The organism is Aminobacter sp. P4_D5, from assembly GCF_056401815.1.
The window spans coordinates 1-868 of the sequence record NZ_JBFUIP010000513.1; the positions used below are offsets into that span (position 1 = coordinate 1).

Genomic DNA, 868 nt, shown 5'->3' on the forward strand with positions numbered 1-868 from the left:
GTGCTCATGCTCTCGGCCGTCTCGCGCACCCAGGCCAAGGTTCGCGGCCTCTCCGTCGGCGCCGACGACTACCTCTCCAAGCCCTTTGAGCCCGATGAGCTGGTCGCCCGCCTCCAGGCCATGATTCGCCGTTCCAAGGGCTTTTCCCAGCCGCGCATCCAGCTCGGCGCGCTCTCGCTCGATCTGGGCGCCAAGGAGGTGGCGGTGCAGGGCCGGACGGTGCACCTCACGGGCAAGGAATACGCCATCCTCGAGCTGTTGCTGATGCGCCGCGGGACGGTACTGTCGAAGGAGAATTTCCTCGACCACCTCTATGGCGGCATGGACGAGCCGGACAGCAAGATCATCGACGTCTTTGTCTGCAAACTGCGGAAGAAACTGCAGGTGGCCGGCGCGGCCAATGTGATCGGCACGGTCTGGGGACGCGGCTACATCATCCGTGACGGCAGCGGACCTTCCGCCTACCGCCCGCCGCTGCCGGAGATGCGGCTCAGCGCCGCCTGATCAGGCGGCCCGCACTGCGCTGGCGTCGGAAAGGTGGACACCACCCTGCCGCAGCCCCGCCTGGAGCTCTGCGATCGGCACGGCGCGCGGCGCGATGCCCCGGTTCGCGGCGATTGCAGCCGCCACACCGGCCGCCTGGCCGGTGAGCCAGCATTGCGGGATCTCCCGCACGAACGAGTGCCTGTTGGTGTCGCAGCTGCGCTGCCGTCCCGGGGCCAGCAGCCCGTCGAGCTTCTTCGTCACCAGCGCGCCATACGGTACGGAAACGTTGGGAAACTTCGGCGCGAGGCTTGGGGAGACCCCGATCTCGTCCGTGCGCACCCCCCCGTCCCAATCGGAACGGAGCACGCTGCCGACCCCGCGC

At 68.5% G+C, this 868-nt stretch carries 2 protein-coding genes; one reads left to right on the forward strand and one right to left on the reverse strand.

Features of this window, described 5'->3' with window-relative positions:
• Positions 1-504, forward strand: a 504-nt coding sequence (locus AC1DWF_RS33170; protein WP_476842750.1) for a response regulator transcription factor, incomplete at its 5' end; no start/stop codon positions are given.
• Here AC1DWF_RS33170 and AC1DWF_RS33175 read toward each other — a convergent pair.
• Positions 505-868: FAD-dependent oxidoreductase (locus AC1DWF_RS33175; protein WP_476842751.1), on the reverse strand; the 364-nt coding region annotated here is incomplete at its 5' end.